This is a genomic window from Pseudaminobacter soli (ex Li et al. 2025), assembly GCF_003012705.1.
Taxonomy (GTDB): domain Bacteria; phylum Pseudomonadota; class Alphaproteobacteria; order Rhizobiales; family Rhizobiaceae; genus Pseudaminobacter; species Pseudaminobacter soli.
Genome location: NZ_PXYL01000004.1, coordinates 132,225 through 149,112, shown reverse-complemented (window position 1 = coordinate 149,112; position 16,888 = coordinate 132,225). Strand labels below are relative to the sequence as shown.

12 protein-coding genes are annotated in these 16,888 nt (G+C 62.3%); 5 read left to right on the top strand and 7 right to left on the bottom strand.

Annotated features, from left to right (window positions below):
- Positions 1-6 precede the first annotated feature (6 nt).
- Together C7I85_RS09575 and pepN are read right to left on the bottom strand one after the other, a co-directional pair.
- Positions 7-2,331 carry a PAS domain-containing sensor histidine kinase gene (locus tag C7I85_RS09575; RefSeq protein ID WP_106724085.1) on the bottom strand — a complete coding sequence of 775 codons (2,325 nt, stop codon included), beginning with the start codon at positions 2,329-2,331 and terminating at the stop codon, positions 7-9.
- Positions 2,332-2,471: 140 nt separating this feature from the next.
- The gene (pepN, locus tag C7I85_RS09570; RefSeq protein ID WP_106723748.1) at positions 2,472-5,117 is read right to left on the bottom strand and encodes an aminopeptidase N; all 2,646 of its coding nucleotides are present in this window, start codon (positions 5,115-5,117) and stop codon (positions 2,472-2,474) included.
- Between the two features lie 178 nt (positions 5,118-5,295).
- Here pepN and C7I85_RS09565 point away from each other — a divergent pair, with 178 nt between their 5' ends.
- Both C7I85_RS09565 and C7I85_RS09560 read left to right on the top strand, forming a co-directional pair.
- Complete coding sequence (locus C7I85_RS09565) at positions 5,296-7,608, top strand: xanthine dehydrogenase family protein molybdopterin-binding subunit (RefSeq protein WP_106723747.1); 2,313 nt, start codon at positions 5,296-5,298, stop codon at positions 7,606-7,608.
- Positions 7,572-8,555 carry a DMT family transporter gene (locus C7I85_RS09560; protein WP_106723746.1) on the top strand — a complete coding sequence of 328 codons (984 nt, stop codon included), beginning with the start codon at positions 7,572-7,574 and terminating at the stop codon, positions 8,553-8,555. Before C7I85_RS09565 ends, C7I85_RS09560 begins: the two co-directional genes overlap by 37 nt.
- Positions 8,556-8,590: 35 nt before the next feature.
- Here the strand turns inward: C7I85_RS09560 and C7I85_RS09555 are convergent, their stop codons facing one another.
- Positions 8,591-9,412, bottom strand: coding sequence for a helix-turn-helix domain-containing protein (locus tag C7I85_RS09555; protein ID WP_106723745.1), 822 nt, complete (start codon positions 9,410-9,412; stop codon positions 8,591-8,593).
- Here C7I85_RS09555 and C7I85_RS09550 point away from each other — a divergent pair.
- The gene (locus C7I85_RS09550; RefSeq protein WP_342587300.1) at positions 9,405-9,944 is read left to right on the top strand and encodes a hypothetical protein; all 540 of its coding nucleotides are present in this window, start codon (positions 9,405-9,407) and stop codon (positions 9,942-9,944) included. The genes C7I85_RS09555 and C7I85_RS09550 overlap by 8 nt on opposite strands.
- Here C7I85_RS09550 and C7I85_RS09545 read toward each other — a convergent pair whose 3' ends face one another.
- A complete protein-coding gene (locus tag C7I85_RS09545) occupies positions 9,945-10,820 on the bottom strand; it encodes a uracil-DNA glycosylase (RefSeq protein ID WP_106723744.1) in 876 nt (291 codons plus the stop codon).
- A 36-nt stretch (positions 10,821-10,856) separates the two neighbouring features.
- Positions 10,857-11,513, bottom strand: coding sequence for a hypothetical protein (locus C7I85_RS09540; RefSeq protein ID WP_106723743.1), 657 nt, complete (start codon positions 11,511-11,513; stop codon positions 10,857-10,859).
- A 254-nt stretch (positions 11,514-11,767) separates the two neighbouring features.
- On the opposite strand from C7I85_RS09540, the gene C7I85_RS09535 reads away from it, so the two are divergent.
- Together C7I85_RS09535 and C7I85_RS09530 are read left to right on the top strand one after the other, a co-directional pair.
- Complete coding sequence (locus tag C7I85_RS09535) at positions 11,768-13,420, top strand: electron transfer flavoprotein-ubiquinone oxidoreductase (protein ID WP_106723742.1); 1,653 nt, start codon at positions 11,768-11,770, stop codon at positions 13,418-13,420.
- Between the two features lie 79 nt (positions 13,421-13,499).
- Positions 13,500-14,093 carry a DUF922 domain-containing protein gene (locus C7I85_RS09530; protein WP_106723741.1) on the top strand — a complete coding sequence of 198 codons (594 nt, stop codon included), beginning with the start codon at positions 13,500-13,502 and terminating at the stop codon, positions 14,091-14,093.
- A gap of 67 nt (positions 14,094-14,160) precedes the next feature.
- Here the strand turns inward: C7I85_RS09530 and C7I85_RS09525 are convergent, their stop codons facing one another.
- Positions 14,161-15,219 carry an endonuclease/exonuclease/phosphatase family protein gene (locus tag C7I85_RS09525; RefSeq protein WP_106723740.1) on the bottom strand — a complete coding sequence of 353 codons (1,059 nt, stop codon included), beginning with the start codon at positions 15,217-15,219 and terminating at the stop codon, positions 14,161-14,163.
- Between the two features lie 121 nt (positions 15,220-15,340).
- Positions 15,341-16,843, bottom strand: coding sequence for an AMP nucleosidase (locus C7I85_RS09520; RefSeq protein ID WP_106723739.1), 1,503 nt, complete (start codon positions 16,841-16,843; stop codon positions 15,341-15,343).
- Positions 16,844-16,888: the final 45 nt, after the last annotated feature.

Here is a 16,888-nt window from a genome sequence, read left to right as displayed (position 1 = left end):
CGCCGTTCAGGCGGCTTCCTTCATCACCTGCCTCGGCTTGAGTGCCGGGATGCGCACCGAGACGATCGTGCCGACGCCTTCGGCCGAACGGATTTTCAGCGCGCCGCCATGCAGCTCGGCGAGCGAGCGGGAGATCGCAAGCCCAAGGCCCGACCCGGTGTGATTCTTGGAGAACTGGTTCTGCACCTGCTCGAACGGACGTCCGAGTTTGCCCAGCGCCGATTTCGGAATGCCGCAGCCATTGTCCTCGATGGTGATCATCAGCGCTTTGGCCACGTTGCGCGCGCGCACCGTGATGTGCCCACCCTGGCCCGTGAACTTCACGGCATTGGAGAGCAGGTTGATGACGATCTGCTTGATGGCGCGCCGGTCGGCATAGAGCGACATGGCGTCGGCAATCTTGGTCTCGACGGTGATCGACTTCTGCGCCGCCTGCAGCGAGATCACGCGTACCGTTTCGCTGATGAGCGGGACGAGGTCGATTTCCTCGCTGTCGATGGAGAACTGGCCCGCCTCGATCTTCGACATGTCGAGGATGTCGTTGATGACGCCGAGCAGATATTTTCCGCTGCTCAGGATGTCCTGGGTATATTCCTCGTAGCGCTCCGAGCCGAGCGGCCCGAAGAGGCCGGATTCCATCAGCTCCGAGAAACCTATGATTGCATTGAGCGGCGTGCGCAGCTCGTGCGACATGTTGGCGAGGAATTCGGACTTCGCCCGGTTGGCAGCCTCGGCGCGCTCGGTTTCCTTCATGTACTTTTTGTTCAGCTCGACCAGCTCGCGCGAGCGCTCCTGCTCGGCGCGGCGCGCGAGGCTGAGGTCATGGATTGTCGCCATCAGGCGGCGTTCGCTCTCGACCAGCTTTTCCTGATGCTGCTTGATCTGGGTGATTTCCGAGCCCACCGACACGTTGCCTCCGTCGCGTGTCTTCAACTCGTTGACCTGCAGCCAGCGGCCGTCCGCCAGCTGGCGCTCGAAGGTCACGCCGCCGCGATGGATATTCGCGCTAGGCAGGCGCCGTTCTGCCGCGAACGGCACCATGCGATGCTCGATGACATGGCGTGGCGTGCCCGGCACGACATCGCGGTCGGAAAGCCCGTGGTCCTGCTGGTACTTGGTGTTGCACATCACCAGGCGCTGCTGCGGGTCCCACAGCACGAAGGATTCGGTGATGTTTTCGATGGCCGTGCGCAGGCGCATGTCGGCCGCCTCCGAGCGCAGCACGAGATGGCGCTGCTCGGTGACGTCGACGGCGATGCCGATCATCTGGATTTCCGGCGCATCCGGATCCACGACCTGCGCGCGGGCGCGCATCCAGACCCAGTGCCCGTCGGCGTGGCGCATGCGGAAGACCTGGTCGATATGGTCGATCTCGCGGGCGACAACGCGGCTGGCCAGCTGGAAGAGGTTTCCGTCTTCACGGTGGATGATGTCGTCTACTTCGCCGAAGGACAGCATATCCTCGCAAGGCTCGTAGCCGAGCATCTCGTAGATCGAGCGCGACCAGTACATCTTGCCGCGCACCATGTCCCAGTCCCACAGCCCACAGCGCCCGCGCACCAGGGCCATGTCGATGCGTTCATGCGCTTCGAGATAGAGCCGGTCGGCGGCTTGTGCCCGCGCTGCCTGGGTGAAATAGGCGTAAAGCAGGATGCCAAGGACCGCCGCGGTCACCAGGAAGAGGGTGACGTTGAGCGAAACGGTCTTCCGCCATTCGGCAAACACTGCCTCCTGCGGAACGAGCGCGACCGCCGCGGCTTTCCGACCATTCACAAGGCTGACCGCCGCATACCAGCTCTGGTCGTCGATGCGGACTTCCATGACGCCGGCGCGTTCGCCGAACATGAATAGCGGCTGTCCGCCCGAAATGATGCCGTCGAGCGCCTTGCCTTCCCAGTGGGTCGATGCTGGCGCGACGGCGAGAACGCGGAATGCGCCATCGGTGATCGCTAGGACATGCCGGGTGCCCATCGCACCTTGCTGCAGGGTGCGCTCGATGAGTGCCTTGCCCTGGTCGGTGATCGAACCGCCGTCCTTGGCGACGAGCGTAACCGTCCCGGCGAGTTGGCTGGCGGCGAGGCCGAGGAAAGCCTTGGCGTTGCGTTCCACGTCGTCGCGCCATGCCATCAGCGACATGAAGCGTGCCGCCATGATGATCAGCAGGAAGGCTACGATGAGGGCAGGGACGGAACGGCGCAAGATCGGCTCCGCCGCAAGCAGGCGACGGTAGGCCGGCTCGGCGATTACTCGCGCGTTGCCTGCCAGGGTGCCGCCCTTGCGCCGGACAAAAACACCGCCATCGGGCGCGCTCCACGCGTCCGCCTTCGCCATCGACAGGCTCCCCGTAACCTTTTTGTTAAGAATGATCCGGTAACGCCGCACATCCGAATCATCCATAAAGAATCAAAGCTGATTCCCCTTGTCCATAGGCCGGGCGCAAAAATGCCTCGACAGACGCGAAAATTATCTCGTCAGGCGAGGGTTCTCTCGATGATGTCGCGCAAATCGGCCGACAGGTTCGGCGTCGAGCTCATGGTCAGCAACGCTTCGCGAGCCTTGGCTTGCCTTCCCGGTTCGAGCGAACGCCACGAGCGCAACGCCGTGGCGAGACGAGCGGCGACCTGCGGGTTGCGCTTTTCGACCGCCAGCACGGTGTCGACGAACAACTGATAGCCCGCGCCGTCGGCTCGATGGAAGCCGGTCTGATTGGCGCTGGCGAAGGTACCGATCAGCGAGCGCACACGGTTCGGATTGGATATCGAGAAAGCCGGATGTTCCATCAGGCTGCGGACGATGTCGACAGCTTCGGCACCGGGTGTCGAAGCCTGGATCTGGAACCACTTGTCCATGACCAGGGCATCTTTGCAGTACCTTGCCTCGAAGGACGCCAGGGCATCGGTCGCTTGCTGTGATCCGCGATGGCGATGTGCAAGAACGCTCAGCGCGGCGGCGCGGTCGGTCATGTTGGTCGCCGCAGCGAAATGGTCGCCAGCCAAGCCGACGCCTCCCGGCAGCGCCGAAAGATAGTCAAGAAGCACGTTTCGCAGCGCCCGCTTGCCGGCGCTTGCCGCATCGGGGCTGAAAGGCCTGGCAGCGTTAAGGCTCGCATACAAGGCACTGAAAGCTTCGCGATTTGTCTTTGCGACGGCGAACGTCAGCGCTTCCCGTCCGGCGCGGAGCGCGTCGGGGTCGATGTTGTTGCCGATCTCGCGGGCGATGTCGGCTTCGCCCGGCAACATCAAGGCCAGCGCGCGGAAGGCGGGCTCCAGCGTCTCGTCGGTGGCAATCGTGCCGGCAAGCTTCAGCAACTCGGGTGAGAAGTCGGGCGCTTTGCCACCAAGCACGCTGCGGAAGGCGGTGATCAGAGTTTCCGTCAAAAGCGTGTTGAACGCCTGCCAGCGCGAGAAGGCATCGCTGTCATGCCGTGCCAGGAAGGCGCGATCCTCCGCGCTTTGCGCGACCGAAAGCGTGATCGGCGCCGAGAAGCCGCGGTTCAGCGACACCGAGGGCCGCTCGGCGATTCCGGAGAACTTCACCACGTGCCGACGCTTGCGCAGGTGGATGACGCCGTCGGCGACATCGGCTCCCTCGACATCGGCATAGGCCATGTCCTTGCCGTCCGGGTCGACAAGGCCGAAGGCGAGGGGGATGTGCATCAAGCGCTTGCGGCTTTCCGAGGGTGTCGGCGGCACCGACTGTTCGATCTCCAGGGTGAACTCGCCTGAAGCGGCATTGTGCGAGCCGCTGACAGTTACGTTCGGCGTGCCGGCCTGATGATACCAGAGCGCGAACTGCGACAGGTCCTGGCCGGACACGTCCTCGAAGACTTTTAGAAAATCCTCGATCGTGGCCGCGTCCCCGTCGTGCCGCTCGAAGTAGAGATCCATGCCTTCCCGGAACGCCTTCGCGCCGAGGATGGTGCGGATCATGCGCACGACCTCGGAGCCCTTTTCGTAGACGGTGGCCGTGTAGAAGTTGTTGATCTCGCGGTAGCGGCGCGGACGCACCGGATGCGCGAGCGGTCCCTGGTCCTCGGGGAACTGATGTGCTCTCAGCGTGCGCACCTCCGCGATGCGCTTGACCGCGCGCGAGCGCTGGTCGGCGGAAAACTCATGGTCGCGGAAAACGGTCAGCCCTTCCTTGAGACAGAGCTGGAACCAATCGCGGCAAGTGATTCTGTTTCCTGTCCAATTGTGGAAATATTCGTGAGCGATGATCGCCTCGATATTGGCGAAATCCGTGTCGGTCGCGGTCTCCTCGTCGGCAAGCACATATTTGTCGTTGAAGATGTTGAGACCCTTGTTCTCCATCGCGCCCATGTTGAAGTCGGAGACGGCGACGATGTTGAAGACGTCGAGGTCGTATTCGCAGCCGAATACCTCCTCGTCCCAGCGCATCGAGCGCTTCAGGGCATCCATCGCATAGGTGGCAAGGCGCTCTTTGCCGTGTTCGACATAGATGCCGAGCTCGACCGAGCGACCCGAGGCGGTGACGAAACTATCGCCCACGCGGCCGAGATCGCCGGCGACCAGCGCGAACAGGTAGGACGGCTTCGGGAAGGGGTCGTGCCAGACCGCATAATGCCAGCCATCTTCCAGATCGCCGCTTTCAATCGGATTGCCGTTCGACAGCAGCAGCGGGGCTTCGTCGCGCCGCGCCTCGACCCGAACCGTATAGACCGAGAGGATATCCGGCCGATCGAGAAAATAAGTGATGCGCCGAAAGCCTTCCGCCTCGCACTGCGTGCAATAGACCCCATTCGACCTGTAGAGTCCCATCAACGCTTCGTTCTTCGACGGTGCGATCTGGGTCTCCAGCAGAAGCTTGAAGCGCCCGGAAGCCGGCGGGTTGGCAATGACGAGCTGGTCGGCGGAAGCCTGGTAGGCGGAAGGCTCAAGTGTCTTTCCATCGATCTCGATGCGGCGCAGGACCAAGCCGTCGCCATCGAGGATCAGCGACGGAGCGCCCTTCACGCCGTTGCGGCGCTCGACCGTCAGTTCGGCGACCACCGTTGTCTCGTCGGGTGAAAGCCTGAAGGTCAGTCCGGTCGAGGGGATGAGATAATCGCTCGGGCGATAGTCTTCGAGCCGAAACACCTGACCGGTATCTGTACGCATTATCACGACTTTCCTGTTGGGATCTGCTGGTTGCGAGCAGCCGTTTCCATCTCTGGCCGCCTGGCAGCTGGCCTACAAAAGATGGCAGTGCTGCTCTTTACACGAAAGCCACCCTCGACAAAACTGACGCAGGACCTATTTCAGGCCCGCATTCTCGTCCGAACATTGCGGGGTAACCATGACGATCGTCACGCCGAAATTCGGAATGGGCGCGTCTGTCCTACGCGTCGAAGATCAGGCCTTTATCACTGGGCGTGGCCGTTACACCGACGACATAGCCGTGCCCGGCATGCTGCACGGCTATGTGCTGCGGTCTCCGGTTGCGAAAGCTTCGATGAGGATGACCTCGGTTGAGGCGGCGAAGGCCGCTCCCGGCGTACATCTGGTGCTGACGGGCGCCGATGTCAAAGGCCTCGGCGATCTCAGGTCCGGCATGATGCAGCCGCAGCCCGACGGCTCCCAGGCGCCGACGCGCGATATACCGATACTCTGCCGCGATAGGGTGAACTATGTTGGCGATGCCGTGGCCTTCGTGGTGGCCGACAGTCGCGCGCAGGCGCAGGACGCGGCCGAACTGATCGAGGTCGACTACGACAGCGAGGAGGCAGCCGGCAACACCGCCACCTCGCTCGAACCCGAAACGCCGCTGGTGTGGCCGGAACTTGGAACCAACCGCGCGTTCCTTTACGAACTCGGCGATGCGGTGAAGACGGAAGCCGCCTTCGAGCTGGCCGAACGCATCACCCGCATCGACTTCATCAACAACCGTCTCGTCTGCAACTACATGGAGCCCCGCTCGGCCATCGGTGAGTGGCACGCTGACGAGGGCCGCTTCCAGCTCACGACGGGTTCGCAGGGCGTGCATTCCATGCGCTCGATCCTGGCCAAGCAGGTGTTCGGCATACAGCCGGACAAGCTGCGCGTGGTGACGCCGGACGTTGGTGGCGGTTTCGGCCCGAAGAGCTTCGTCTACCGTGAGCATGCGCTGGTGCTGGAGGCGGCGCGGCGCCTGGGCCGGCCGGTCAAATGGGCCGGCGACCGGACGGAACATTTTTTGACCGACGCGCAAGGGCGTGACCACGTCGTCACCGCCGAAATGGCCATGGATCGCGATGGACGCTTTCTGGGCCTGCGCATCCGCATCACCGCCAATCTCGGCGCATATTGCTCTCAATACGGACCCTTCGTGCCTTATGTCGGCGCCACCATGTCGACCGGCGCCTATGACATTCCGACTCTCGATGCGACTGTAACCGGGGTCTATACCAACACCTGCCCGGTGGATGCCTATCGCGGAGCAGGTCGACCCGAAGCGGCGTTCCTGATCGAAAAGCTCGTCGATGCCTGCGCGCACGACCTCGGCTTGGCCCCGGACGAAATCCGTCGCCGCAACTTCATCAAGTCCGAGCAATTTCCTTATCTGACACCAACAGGCAGGCTTTACGACGTCGGCGAATTCGCCGGGCACATGGACCTTGCCATGGAGCGGGCGAACTGGTCGGATTTTCCGGCGCGCCTTGCCGGCTCCAGGGCCGACGGCAAAATCCGCGGCATCGGCATGGCGACCTATATCGAAGCCTGCGCCTTCGCAGGGTCGGAGCCTGCCCATGTCGAGCTCAATGGCGACGGCACGGTCACGCTTCTGATCGGAACGCAGTCCAACGGGCAAGGCCACGCCACCGCCTATGCGCAGTTCGTGGCCGAAAAGCTCGGCATGGACATTGCGCAGGTTAAGGTGGTGCAGGGCGACACCGATCGCCTCGCGCGCGGCGGAGGTACCGGCGGTTCCCGCTCCATACCACTCGGCGGGGTCTCAGCCGCTCGCGCCGGCGAAGCACTGGCCGAAAAAATCGCCAAGATCGCGGCCGACGAACTCGAGGCCTCTGCCGCCGATATCGAACTGATCGACGGCACGGCGCGCATCGTCGGCACTGACCGCTCGATCAGCTTTGCCGACATCGCAAAGACCGCCAAGCGTCCGGAAGATCTCAAGGGTGTGGGCGAGTTCGTTCAGCACGAAGCGACTTATCCCAACGGCACGCATATCTGTGAGGTCGAGATCGACCCTGAGACCGGAAACACCAAGATCGTCGCCTACACGATCGTCGACGATTTCGGGGCGACGGTGAACCCGATCCTGCTCGCCGGCCAGGTGCATGGCGGGGTGGTTCAGGGCATCGGACAGGCTTTGAGCGAAAACGCCGTTTATGGCGAAGATGGCCAGTTGCTGACCGCCAGCTTCATGGATTATGCCATGCCGCGCGCGAACAATTTTCCGTGGCTGCATTTCGAGACCCGCAACGTGCCATCGACAACAAATGCACTCGGCATAAAGGGTGCCGGCGAAGCCGGTGCGATCGGCTCGACGCCTGCCACGCTCAATGCCGTCACCGACGCGCTTTACCGTGCCTATGGGGTGCGACATATCGAAATGCCGGCGACGCCGTCGCGCATATGGGCAACGATCCAGGACGCCGTGGCAGCAAAGTGAATAAATCCGAGAGTTCGCGGGTCAACCGACCGCTCACCGGCATTGCCTTCAAGGTCGTGTCGGTGACCGTATTTGTCGCCATGTCGTCGCTGATCAAGGCGGCAGGGCCATTGCCGGCGGGCCAGATCGTTTTCTTCCGCTCGTTCTTCGCGATGTTGCCGATCCTGGCTTTCCTGGGCTTTCGCCAGGAGTTGCGCACGGCTTTTCACACGAAGCGTCCGCTGAACCACATCGCCCGCGGCATGGTGGGCGTGACCGCCATGGGGCTCGGCTTCTTCGCGCTCACGCGGCTGCCTTTGCCCGAGGCGATCACGCTCAACTATGCGCAACCGCTACTGGTGGTGGTGTTCAGCTCGATTATCCTCGGCGAGACGATCCGCTTTTATCGCTGGAGCGCGGTCGTGGTTGGCCTGATCGGCGTCTGCATCATTTCGTGGCCGAAGCTGACCTTGTTTGGTGCGGGTGCCGGCATGGGCAACGACGAGATGCTCGGCGTTATCGCTGCAATCGTCGGCGCCGCCGTCTCGGCGCTCGCCATGATCGTCGTGCGCAGCCTAGTTCACACCGAACGTACCGGAACGATTGTCCTGTGGTTTTCGCTGACCTCAACTGTCCTGGCGCTGTGTACCTACCCGTTGGGCTGGAGTGCCCTGACGTTCCAGCAGGCAGCCCTGCTCATCATTGCGGGATGCTGCGGCGGGCTCGGCCAGCTTCTGATGACCGAAGCTTATCGATATGCGGAAGCCTCCACGGTCGCGCCATTCGAATACACCTCGATGATCTTCGGCCTCGCCGTCGGCTACTACCTTTTTGGCGACGTGCCGACGATCCACATGCTGGTGGGCGGGCTCATCGTCGTCGGGGCGGGCATCTTCATCATCTGGCGCGAGCGGCAGTTGGGGCTGGAGCGCAGGGCGGTGCGACAGGTTGCTCCATCGCAGGCCTGATTGGACAGCTACAGTCTCGGTTCAGTTCGCGCGCCTCATGACGGCTTCGGCGCAGCTCCGCGTTGCGACGCCAGGCGTTGCAGTGCTGTCGCCGTCTCCTGATCTACGGGGAAAAAAGACTCGATTGCCAGTTCCGAGAGCGTCACGTCGAGCGACGTCCCGAACACTGTTATGGTGCTGATGAAGGATAGGATTTCCTTTCCCATCCTGAGCCGCAGCGGATGCGCAATCGCCGCCATGTCCGGGTGGGTGGCGCGGCTCGTAGGCGCTCCGGCGGGATAGGTCGAAAGTTCGCGTTCCAGGCTTGCCAGCACTGGGTCTCCGGAAGCGTCGATCTGGCGTTTCAGGCGTTCGATCAGATGCGTCCGCCATTCGTGGAGGTTCGCAATGCGCGGCGCCAGCCCCCTCGGGTGCAGGCTGAGCCGCAGCACGTTGATAGGCGGTGCAAGCAACGAGACGTCCGTGACTTCCTCGATGAGCGGGCCGATGGCCGCATTGCCGGCAACGAGGTTCCAATGTCGGTCGACTGCTATAGAAGGAAATGGCTCATGCCCTTTCAGCACCAGTTCCACCGCCGCCATGGCCGGTGCGAGCGAGGGGTCGTCGAGCTTCTTCTCGCTGAAGGTCGGCGCATAGCCCGCCGCCAGCAGGATCTGGTTGCGCTGGCGAAGCGGTATGTCGAGCTGCTCAGCCAGATGCAGCACCATGTCCCGCGAGGGCGCGGCGCGGCCGCTTTCGACAAAACTCAGATGGCGCTGCGATATCTCGGCTTCTGCTGCGAGATCGAGCTGGCTCATGCGACGGCGCGTGCGCCATTCGCGAATAAGGGTGCCGGCGGAAGGTTGCTGCATGCTCATGGAGCCGACGTTAGGGGATCGGCCTCGCAATTTCTATTACCTGCCGGGTAATCGCCACCAGAAGCCTGCGCTGTCAGGTTTCGGCCAACTCGGAGCGAAAGCCGAGGCAACTGAAACCCGACAGGAGAAGATCATGATCGTCACCGTCTCGCCATTCATCCGCAATGCCCTGCTTCTCGATGCAGTCGCCAGCGGCGCGACCGCATTGCTTGCGATTGCCGGCGCGCCGTTTCTCTCGCCCTTGCTGGAGTTGCCGGCTCCTTTGCTGTTCTGGGCTGGCGTCGTGTTGGTGCCGTTCGTGGCGCTTCTGGTCGCAACCGCGCGACGCAAAACCGTGAGGCGGATGGTGCTCATCGACATCATCGCCATCAACGCGCTCTGGGTCGCGGCGAGCTTCGGCCTGCTTTTCTCCAGCCTCGTGTCGCCGAACGCGCTGGGCATCGCTTTCATTTGCGTGCAGGCGATCGCAGTTGCCCTGTTTGCCGAGCTTCAGTTCATCGGCATGCGCCGCGCGACCGCCCTGGCCGTATAGTCAGCCAAGTTCCTTGAGCCTCGCCTTGATCTCGAGGAAATCCCGCCATGCAAGCTTCTTGTGGGCGGGATTTCTCAAGAGATAGGCCGGATGGAGCGTCGGCATCGCCGGCACGACGGTTCCCGACTTCATCTGATGCGAACGCCAGTTGCCGCGCAGGCGCAAGATCCCCTCGGTCGTGTCGAGCAGCAGCTTGGCCGAGGGCCCGCCGAGCGTCACCAGAACCTTTGGGTTCGCCAGTTCTATCTGCCGCTCGATGAACGGCCGGCAGATTTCGGTCTCATGCGGCGTTGGCGTGCGATTGCCCGGCGGGCGCCAGGGAATGACATTAGCGATGTAGGCAGAATTTCGGTCGAGACCGATCGCCGCTAGCATCCGGTCCAGCAACTGTCCCGAGCGGCCAACAAAGGGCAGCCCCTCCAGATCCTCGTCGCGGCCCGGTGCTTCGCCCACCAGCATCACGTCGGCGGTGGGATTGCCGTCGGCGAACACCAGGTTCTTGGCCGTGAATTTCAGATTGCAGCCTTCGAAGGCCGCCATATGCGCGCGAAGTTCCTCCAGCGTGCCGGCCCGTGAAGCAAGCTCGCGCGCGAGTGCTGCCTGCGCCTCGTCCGGCACCGCAGCCGGCGTTGCCGGGCGGGCAGGGGGCGCAGCGCGATCGAGCATTGCCGGGCGCGGCCGTTCGGCGGCCGGTGCTGAGCCCTGACCATCGAATGAGCGGGCTCTGCCTGGAGCCTGAACGGATTGCGCAGACATCGCCGCCTCTGCGAAGCGGTCGATCGGCTCTTCGAACAGCGCGTCATAGGCGCCGGACTCAGCATAAAAGGCGAGCAACTCGCGAAGGTCCGGCTGCTCATGTCTGGCGATGGAAGTCATGCCTCTACATTCTTCTGCGCGCGCGGCGATTTCAAGTCAGGTCGATGGAATGTGCGGGTCTTGCACCAGATAAAATACGCTGGTCGGCGTGTAGTCGGTGACGAGGAAGCCGAAGGAGCCGGTCTTTCGCGGATCGATCTTGCCCTCGCGAAACAGCAGCCGGTCATAGGGCTCGAAGTCGCAATCGAACTTGGCAAAGCTGTCGGACCTTATGGCTTTTGCGTCACTCCGTTGCTGGTCGAATGAGAGTCCGTCGCCGAATACGCTCGGCTGGTGCAGGATTTCCTGCAGCTCGAATTCGAATTCTATCCAGGCAAGTTCGCTGGCATTGAGCACCTGAAGGCGCAGGTAGACAAATCCGTTGGCGTAGTTTCCCGAAAAGTCGAGCGCGCGCACCGGCTTTGTGGCGCGAATGACCAATGTCACCGGGCTAGCCGAGTAAAGTTCTTCGCCGATGACGATGGGATCGGTCTTGGTGCCTGTTCCGCTTATCGACCGGATGCGAAAACCTCCCAATTCGTCGGAAAAGGAATAGGCGCCGGCCAACCAAGGGCCTTCCTCCGAGGTCGCATCTTCTGCACGCGCAGGCGAAGAGAAGGCAACGGTTGCGAGCAGCACGAAAAGAAGCGCAGCCCCAAGGCGCGCCGCGACAAAATGCGTCACTACCGACCGACGAAGCTCGACCTGCCGCATACCGGGAGTATGGCCGAGAACATAGCCGGCGAAAATCCATGAAAATGGCGGATAGTGGCCACCACAAGGCGCCACCACCGCCACATTTAATTGACGTTTACGTCAACGCTGGTTAGCTTGTTCCAGCATGGATGATATGGTGTTGCAAACTCCGCAATGTGCCAGTTGCGCGGTTTCGCGTCGCTTTCGGATGCGCTATGGGAGCACGGAGCCAGCAGGATGCCTGACGAGGCCAAGCGAGTGCGGAGGACTTGATGAGTGAGATTGAACGCGAAAGCATGGAATTCGACGTGGTTATCGTCGGTGCAGGGCCGGCTGGCCTAGCCGCCGCGATACGCCTGAAGCAGGTCAATCCAGAGCTTTCCGTCGTCGTGCTGGAAAAGGGTGCCGAAGTGGGCGCTCACATCCTGTCAGGTGCTGTGGTCGATCCCATCGGCATCGACAAGCTTCTGCCGGATTGGCGTGAGGAGGCCGACCACCCGTTCAAGACGCCGGTCACCGACGATCATTTCCTCGTGCTCGGGCCTGCCGGTTCGGTGCGTCTGCCGAACGTCCTGATGCCGCCGCTGATGAACAATCACGGCAACTACATCGTCTCGCTCGGCAATGTCTGCCGCTGGCTGGCCGGCCATGCCGAAGCGCTGGGCGTCGAGATTTATCCGGGCTTTGCCGCAGCTGACCTGATCTACAACGACGAAGGCGCTGTTACTGGCGTGGTGACCGGCGACATGGGCGTCGAGCGCGATGGCTCGCATGGCCCGAACTATGCGCCCGGCATGGCGCTGCTGGGCAAATATGTGCTGATCGGCGAGGGCGCGCGCGGCTCGCTCGCCAAGAAGCTGATCGCCAAGTACAATTTGGATGACGGTCGCGAGCCGGGCAAGTTCGGCATCGGCCTCAAGGAGCTGTGGCAGGTCGCGCCGGAGAAGCACAAGCCGGGTCTGGTCCAGCACTCCTTCGGCTGGCCGCTCGACATGAAGACCGGCGGTGGCTCGTTCCTCTACCATCTCGAGGACAACCTGGTGGCCGTCGGCTTCGTCGTCCACCTCAACTACAAGAACCCCTATCTCTCGCCCTTCGACGAGTTCCAGCGGTTCAAGACGCATCCGGCGATCCGCGGCACGTTCGAGGGCGGCAAGCGCATCTCCTACGGCGCGCGCGCCATCACCGAGGGCGGCTGGCAGTCGGTGCCGAAGCTGACCTTCCCGGGCGGCGCGCTGATGGGCTGCTCGGCCGGCTTCGTCAACGTTCCGCGCATCAAGGGTTCGCACAACGCTGTGCTGTCGGGCATGCAGGCTGCAGAGCACGTTGCCAAGGCAATTGAGGCAGGCCGCAGCCACGATGAAATTGTCGAATATGAGAACGAATGGCGCTCGACCGCCATCGGCAAGGACCTCAAGAGGGTCCGAAACGTCAAGCCGCTGTGGTCGAAATTCGGCACTCTGGTCGGCGTTGGCTTGGGCGGTTTGGACATGTGGCTGAACACGCTTTTCGGCGTCTCGCCCTTCGGCACGCTGAAGCACGGCAAGACCGATGCAGCCTCGCTGGAGCCGGCCGCCAAGCACAAGAAAATCGCCTATCCCAAGCCCGATGGCGTGCTGACTTTCGACCGGCTTTCCTCGGTGTTCCTGTCGAATACCAACCACGAGGAAAACCAGCCAATCCACTTGCAGGTCAAGGACTTGGGCCTGCAGAAGCGCTCGGAGCACGACGTGTTCGCGGGGCCGTCGGGCCGCTACTGCCCGGCCGGTGTCTACGAATGGGTCGAGGAAGGCGGCGACGCCAAGTTTGTGATCAACGCGCAGAACTGCGTGCACTGCAAAACTTGCGACATCAAGGACCCCAACCAGAACATCAACTGGGTACCGCCGCAAGGGGGTGAAGGGCCTGTCTACCCCAACATGTAGAAAGAACGTAGTTAAGGAATTGTTGAAATACGATTCCGATTGTGCTTGTTTGCGGGTCCCCCTAGTTGGAGTACCCCCTATGCGTACAGTTGGAATAACCTTGATTGCACTTGTCTGCGGCTTTGCCGGCGTTGCCCACGCCGGCAGCAAGGTCGTGGTCAAAACCACAACCTATCCCATTACCGGCAACAGCGGGCCGGAGATCATGAGATCGATGTTTCGTGGCGGGCCCACGCAGGGCCTGCAGGCCCGGGCCATGGCTGCGACCCGCTACGACGTGAAGTGGGACATGAATTGGGACAAGAACGGCGGCACCTGCAAGCTTAAGGGCGCCAATGCGACCCTGTTCCTGACCTACAACTTCCCCAAGCTGTCAACCAAAGTTTCGCCTGATCTCCAGTCGCGCTGGACGAAGTTCATGGGTGGTGTTCGTACGCACGAACAGACCCACGGCCGCATCGCCCAGGAAATGGTCAAGGCTGCCGAGGCATCGGTTGTCGGGATGACGAATGACAATGACCCGGGTTGCTCGAAGACGCAGAGCCAGGCTCGTCGTCAGATTCAGTCGATCTATGCCCAGTACGAAGCTCGTCAGCGCGCATTCGACGCCAAGGAGCATCAGCACGGCGGCAATGTCGACAATCTCGTCTCCCTGCTGGTGAACAGAGGCTAAGACGATCCGTTCTGGCGGCATCGGTTCCGGTGCCGCCGGGATATATGTTCGACCGGCGTAGTCGCAGTCAGCTGCTTTCGTGGCCAGCTGCGATGGGGGATCGCCGGACGAAGGTGGCGGTCGCAGTTTCCGCGTTTTCTTCGTGCCTGGGGGACGAGGCCATGAGCGAAAACTCGACCAACACCGGCAAGTGGTCTGAACCGGCCTCGCCCAATGTGCGGGCCGTGTTCACCACGACGTTTCCTTTGTGCATCACCTGATCAATCGGCAGGCCGCTGAACCGCAGGAATTCGGGAAATTTCAGCCACTGCCAGGTCGGGCCGACAGATGGCACGAGCGCCAGGCCGCCCATTTGGCCTACATGCGCCACGGCAGCACTCCACGGAGTGGCATTGAAGTCGCCCGCAAGCAGGGCTGTCTCACCGAGCTCGGAAAGCGGGCGGGCCAATGCCGAAATTTGCCGTGGCTGGTCAAACGGCCAAGGCCATCCGAGATGCAACGCCGCGATGTCGACTGCTCGTCCGCCGAAATCGATCGGCGCGATCGCGAAGGAGTCGCGGTTATGGCACTTGGCTTCCTGCCCCTCCACGAACGGCCGGGTCGAGAGGATCGCGACACCGTATTGCCCCTTCGGACTGGGGCAGATGATGCGATGGGGATAGGCCGAGGAAAGCAGCGCCAACTTCTCGGTCCACATGTCGGAAACTTCCTCGAGCGTCACCACGTCCGGCCGTATCCGGCCGATGAGCGACAGCACCTTGTTGGGCTCGGGATTGTTGTAGCGCAGGTTGAGCTGCAACAGCTTGTATACGGGTTGCGTCTCGTCCTTGGGCGCAAATCCCGCATGAACGACCGCTGGTCCCAGGCTCTGCATGGTGCCCGACACGCTGGCTACGGCGCCGCCGGCCAGCGCAAGCGCGATCACGCCCTCTTTCCGGAACCGGCCGAAAAGCATCGGCAATGCGGCGAGCGCCAGCAAGACCGCCAGATGAAGGCGAAAATGCGCGAAGGAGTCGAAAGCCGGATGCAGCCTGCTGAAAAAGCCCAGCACCAGCGGCACCGAAAGAATGATCGAAGCGGCAAAGGCCGCCAGTTCAAGTTTGTTGCGGAACGCCGTTCTCTTCATGCCCGTCCATATCGGCAAGAACTAGGCTCATTCAAGATGTGTAGGCCGCCTGCTTTTAACGACAGGCGGCCAGTAGCTTCAATCAAATGCTGCCTCTGGCCCTCGCGAGGGGCGCAGGCCTTTACTGGAACGCGGTTTCCGAGAAGCTGCGCAGCTTGCGCGAGTGCAGGCGCTCCATCGGCATTTCGGCAAGCTTCTCGACTGCGCGAATACCGATGTTCAGATGCTGGGCAACCTGCCGCTTGTAGAACTCCGTCGCCATGCCCGGCAGCTTCAATTCGCCGTGCAGCGGCTTGTCCGACACGCATAGCAGCGTCCCGTAAGGCACGCGGAAGCGGAAGCCGTTGGCTGCGATGGTGGCCGACTCCATGTCGAGCGCAATGGCACGCGACTGCGACAGGCGCTGCACCGGGCCGCGCTGGTCGCGCAGTTCCCAGTTTCGGTTGTCGATCGTTGCCACGGTACCCGTGCGCATGATGCGCTTAAGGTCGTAGCCGGAAAGTCCGGTCACCTCGGCCACCGCTTCCTGGAGGGCAACCTGGATCTCGGCCAGCGGCGGAATGGGGATCCAGACCGGCAGATCGTCGTCCAGCACGTGGTCCTCGCGCACATAGGCATGCGCCAGCACGTAATCGCCCAGCGCCTGCGTGTTGCGCAAGCCCGCGCAGTGCCCGAGCATCAGCCATGCATGCGGCCGCAACACAGCGACGTGATCGGTGATCGTCTTGGCGTTGGATGGGCCGACGCCGATGTTGATCATTGTGATGCCGGCATGGCCCGGCTTCTTGAGGTGGTAGGCCGGCATCTGCGGCATGCGCCCCAGCGGGGTACCTTCGGAAGGCCGCGTCTCGCCAGCCTTCGTCACAACATTTCCGGGTTCTACGAAGGCCTCATAGCCCTGACCGCCCTTGGCCATGAGATCGCGGGCGTAGAGGCAGAACTCGTCGATGTAGAACTGGTAGTTGGTGAACAGCACGAAGTTCTGGAAATGATGCGGTGTGGTCGCCGTGTAGTGCGACAGGCGATGCAGCGAATAGTCGATGCGCTGGGCCGTGAAGGGCGCCAGCGGCTTCGGCTCGCCCGGCAGCACCTCCAGCGTGCCGTTGACGATATGGTCGTCGGTGCTGTTGAGGTCCGGCACGTCGAACAGGTCGCGGATCGGGCGCTTGATGAATTCGGCGATGGATCCATCCACATGCGTGCCTTCGAGGAAAGCAAAATGGATCGGGATCGGCGTGGCGGACTCCGCGATCGTCACCTGGACGCCGTGGTTGCGCATGATCAGGCGCAACTGTTCGGTCAGGTAGCTCTCGAACAGATCGGGCCGGGTAATGGTCGTCGAATAACGTCCCGGCAGCGGCATGTGGCCGTAGGCCTGCCTGGAGTCGACCTGCGTGTAGGACGAAGTCGTCACCCTGATTTCGGGGTAGAAGGCCCGGTAACGTCTCTGGGTGTCGCCCTGCTCGGCAAGCGATGAAAACGCGTTGCGCAGAAATGCGGTATTGCGCTCGTAAAGGAATTTCAGGGCGGCGACTGCCTCGCCGGCGTCCGTAAAGCTTTGCTGCCCGAAGGGCTCAGGGCAGGAGATCGTCTCAATGGGGGTTGGGTAGATTCTCTTTTCCATGACCCAATATAGAGACTTGCTATCGCTCTTGGGAGGGGGCCCCCC

Bases quoted from the DNA above. Each gene is read 5' to 3' on its own strand.
- C7I85_RS09555 (WP_106723745.1), bottom strand. From the start codon at position 9,412: ATGAGCATGCAGCAACCTTCCGCCGGCACCCTTATTCGCGAATGGCGC.
- C7I85_RS09520 (WP_106723739.1), bottom strand. From the start codon at position 16,843: ATGGAAAAGAGAATCTACCCAACCCCCATTGAGACGATCTCCTGCCCT.
- C7I85_RS09565 (WP_106723747.1), top strand. From the start codon at position 5,296: ATGACGATCGTCACGCCGAAATTCGGAATGGGCGCGTCTGTCCTACGC.
- C7I85_RS09545 (WP_106723744.1), bottom strand. From the start codon at position 10,820: ATGACTTCCATCGCCAGACATGAGCAGCCGGACCTTCGCGAGTTGCTC.
- C7I85_RS09530 (WP_106723741.1), top strand. From the start codon at position 13,500: ATGCGTACAGTTGGAATAACCTTGATTGCACTTGTCTGCGGCTTTGCC.
- C7I85_RS09525 (WP_106723740.1), bottom strand. From the start codon at position 15,219: ATGAAGAGAACGGCGTTCCGCAACAAACTTGAACTGGCGGCCTTTGCC.
- C7I85_RS09560 (WP_106723746.1), top strand. From the start codon at position 7,572: ATGGGCAACGATCCAGGACGCCGTGGCAGCAAAGTGAATAAATCCGAG.
- C7I85_RS09535 (WP_106723742.1), top strand. From the start codon at position 11,768: ATGAGTGAGATTGAACGCGAAAGCATGGAATTCGACGTGGTTATCGTC.
- C7I85_RS09575 (WP_106724085.1), bottom strand. From the start codon at position 2,331: ATGGCGAAGGCGGACGCGTGGAGCGCGCCCGATGGCGGTGTTTTTGTC.
- pepN (WP_106723748.1), bottom strand. From the start codon at position 5,117: ATGCGTACAGATACCGGTCAGGTGTTTCGGCTCGAAGACTATCGCCCG.
- C7I85_RS09540 (WP_106723743.1), bottom strand. From the start codon at position 11,513: ATGCGGCAGGTCGAGCTTCGTCGGTCGGTAGTGACGCATTTTGTCGCG.
- C7I85_RS09550 (WP_342587300.1), top strand. From the start codon at position 9,405: ATGCTCATGGAGCCGACGTTAGGGGATCGGCCTCGCAATTTCTATTAC.